At 53.9% G+C, this 3,407-nt stretch carries 1 tRNA gene and 1 rRNA gene; both read right to left on the bottom strand.

The features are described from left to right. Positions 1-87 precede the first annotated feature (87 nt). Positions 88-3,010 (bottom strand): 23S ribosomal RNA (locus tag PV433_RS18625). Positions 3,011-3,284: 274 nt separating this feature from the next. After that, a tRNA-Ala gene (locus PV433_RS18620) sits at positions 3,285-3,360 on the bottom strand. Positions 3,361-3,407 lie beyond the last annotated feature (47 nt).

Genomic DNA, 3,407 nt, shown 5'->3' with positions numbered 1-3,407 from the left:
AAAACTGAATGCGAACCGAAGAAGAGAGAGAGATGAAACGTTACCTCAAGGGCTCTTGAGGCCTCCACGAAGGTTCGTGGAGTATTGTAGGATAAGCCCTCGACCGATTAGTATTCGTCAGCTCCACACATTGCTGCGCTTCCACCCCGAACCTATCAACCTGGTCGTCTACCAGGGGTCTTACGAATTGGGAAATCTCATCTTGAGGGGGGCTTCGCGCTTAGATGCTTTCAGCGCTTATCCCTTCCGTACGTAGCTACCCAGCTATGCCTCTGGCGAGACAACTGGTACACCAGCGGTACGTCCATCCCGGTCCTCTCGTACTAAGGACAGCTCCTCTCAAATTTCCTACGCCCACGACAGATAGGGACCGAACTGTCTCACGACGTTCTGAACCCAGCTCGCGTACCGCTTTAATGGGCGAACAGCCCAACCCTTGGGACCTACTTCAGCCCCAGGATGCGATGAGCCGACATCGAGGTGCCAAACCTCCCCGTCGATGTGGACTCTTGGGGGAGATAAGCCTGTTATCCCCAGGGTAGCTTTTATCCGTTGAGCGATGGCCCTTCCATTCGGTACCACCGGATCACTAAGCCCGACTTTCGTCCCTGCTCGACTTGTGGGTCTTGCAGTCAAGCTCCCTTATGCCTTTGCACTCTCCGAATGATTTCCAACCATTCTGAGGGAACCTTGGGGCGCCTCCGTTACTTTTTAGGAGGCGACCGCCCCAGTCAAACTGCCCGCCTGACACGGTCCCTCTACCGGGTCACGGTAGCAGGTTAGAACTCCAATACGATCAGGGTGGTATCCCAACGGCGCCTCCATCGAAGCTGGCGCTCCGACTTCCACGGCTCCCACCTATCCTGTACAGATCGTACCAAAGTCCAATATCAAGCTGCAGTAAAGCTCCATGGGGTCTTTCCGTCACGTCGCGGGTAACCTGCATCTTCACAGGTACTAAAATTTCACCGGATCTCTCGTTGAGACAGCGCCCAAGTCGTTACGCCATTCGTGCGGGTCAGAATTTACCTGACAAGGAATTTCGCTACCTTAGGACCGTTATAGTTACGGCCGCCGTTTACTGGGGCTTCGGTTCACAGCTTCGGGCTAAACCCTAACCGCTCCCCTTAACCTTCCAGCACCGGGCAGGCGTCAGCCCGTATACTTCGCCTTACGGCTTCGCACAGACCTGTGTTTTTGCTAAACAGTCGCTTGGGCCTTTTCACTGCGGCCCCCTCGGGCTATTCACCCTACCGAGGCACCCCTTCTCCCGAAGTTACGGGGTCATTTTGCCGAGTTCCTTAACGAGAGTTCTTCCGCGCGCCTTAGAATTCTCTTCCCACCCACCTGTGTCGGTTTGCGGTACGGGCACCTTCGCCTGGCTAGAGGCTTTTCTTGGCAGCTTGAGATCATGACCTTCGGTACTGCAATGTTCCCTCCCCGTCACAGCTCAGCCTTAATGGTCAGCGGATTTGCCTACTGACCAGCCTTACTGCTTGGACAGACATCCATCAGTCTGCGTCACTACCCTTCTGCGTCACCCCATTGCTCGTAACGGCTTACGGTGGTACAGGAATGTCAACCTGTTGTCCATCGACTACGCCTTTCGGCCTCGCCTTAGGTCCCGACTTACCCTGAGCGGACGAGCCTTCCTCAGGAACCCTTAGGTTTTCGGCGGACTGGATTCTCACCAGTCTTTTCGTTACTCATACCGGCATTCTCACTTGTATGCACTCCACCAGTCCTTCCGGTCTGACTTCGACGCGCATACAACGCTCCCCTACCCAAGTACAACAAAGTTGTACGAGCCATAGCTTCGGTGGCGTGTTTAGCCCCGTTACATTTTCGGCGCAGAGTCACTCGACCAGTGAGCTATTACGCACTCTTTAAATGGTGGCTGCTTCTAAGCCAACATCCTGGTTGTCTGTGCAACTCCACATCCTTTCCCACTTAACACGCACTTGGGGACCTTAGCTGATGATCTGGGCTCTTTCCCTCTTGACGACGGATCTTAGCACTCGCCGTCTGACTCCCGGAATTCAAGTTTGCGGCATTCGGAGTTTGACTGGACTTGGTAACCCTTGGCGGGCCCCGCACCCAATCAGTGCTCTACCTCCGCGACTCATTTCCGAGGCTAGCCCTAAAGCTATTTCGGGGAGAACCAGCTATCTCCGAGTTCGATTGGAATTTCTCCGCTACCCCCACCTCATCCCCGAGCTTTTCAACGCTCGTGGGTTCGGGCCTCCAGTGCGTGTTACCGCACCTTCACCCTGGGCAGGGGTAGATCACACGGTTTCGGGTCTACGTCCACGTACTGATTCGCCCTATTCAGACTCGCTTTCGCTGCGGCTCCACCTCTTCGGCTTAACCTCGCACGGGAACGTAACTCGCCGGTTCATTCTACAAAAGGCACGCCATCAGCCGTTAATGGCCTCTGACTTTTTGTAAGCGCACGGTTTCAGGTTCTATTTCACTCCCCTCCCGGGGTGCTTTTCACCTTTCCCTCACGGTACTGCTTCGCTATCGGTCGCTAGGGAGTATTTAGCCTTGGCAGATGGTCCTGCCGGATTCCGACGGGGTTTCCCGTGCCCCGCCGTACTCAGGATCCGTCTAGGCATACGCAAGCTTTCGGTTACAGGGCTTTTACCTTCTGTGGCCGGCCTTTCCAGACCGCTTCGCCTAACCTGCTTTTGCCATATCGACGTCCTACAACCCCGATCCCCGAAGGGATCGGTTTGGGCTTTTCCGCGTTCGCTCGCCGCTACTGACGGAATCACATTTGTTTTCTTTTCCTCCAGGTACTTAGATGTTTCAGTTCCCTGGGTGTGCCTCCATGCTGCCTATGTATTCAGCAACAGGTGACTGCGTATTACCGCAGCCGGGTTTCCCCATTCGGACATCCCCGGATCGAAGCCTGCTTACGACTCCCCGAGGCATTATCGTAGTTCGCCACGTCCTTCTTCGGCTCCTAGCGCCTAGGCATCCTCCGTGCGCCCTTATTAGCTTATCCATGATTTTTGAATGTTCCGTTAGGATGTTCGAAAAGATCGAACGTTTCAGCCTCTAAGATCACCTTTACAGATGTTCTTGCTCTCTTCGTTTCGCTATCCAGTTTTCAAGGAACAACGTTGCGATTATCGGTTTTCGAAGCTTGCCAACTTCGTGCGTTTCTTCTATATGAAGTTCCGCATTCTGTTGTTTTCGCTCGAAAGCGACAAGTGCTATATTACCACAAGTCCCATTCGCATTTCAAGTCGAATTTTGAAGTTTTTTGCGGTATTTTTTGGTGGAGCCAAGGAGGATCGAACTCCTGACCTCCTGCTTGCAAGGCAGGCGCTCTCCCAGCTGAGCTATGGCCCCAAATAGATCCCGAAGGATATTTGGAAATGGTGGGCCTTAGTGGACTC

The organism is Paenibacillus sp. GYB004 (assembly GCF_036577605.1).
In the GTDB taxonomy this organism is placed as follows: domain Bacteria; phylum Bacillota; class Bacilli; order Paenibacillales; family NBRC-103111; genus Paenibacillus_AB; species Paenibacillus_AB oceani.
Note: the sequence above shows the minus strand (reverse complement) of the source record. Positions and strands in the feature narration are given on the sequence as shown.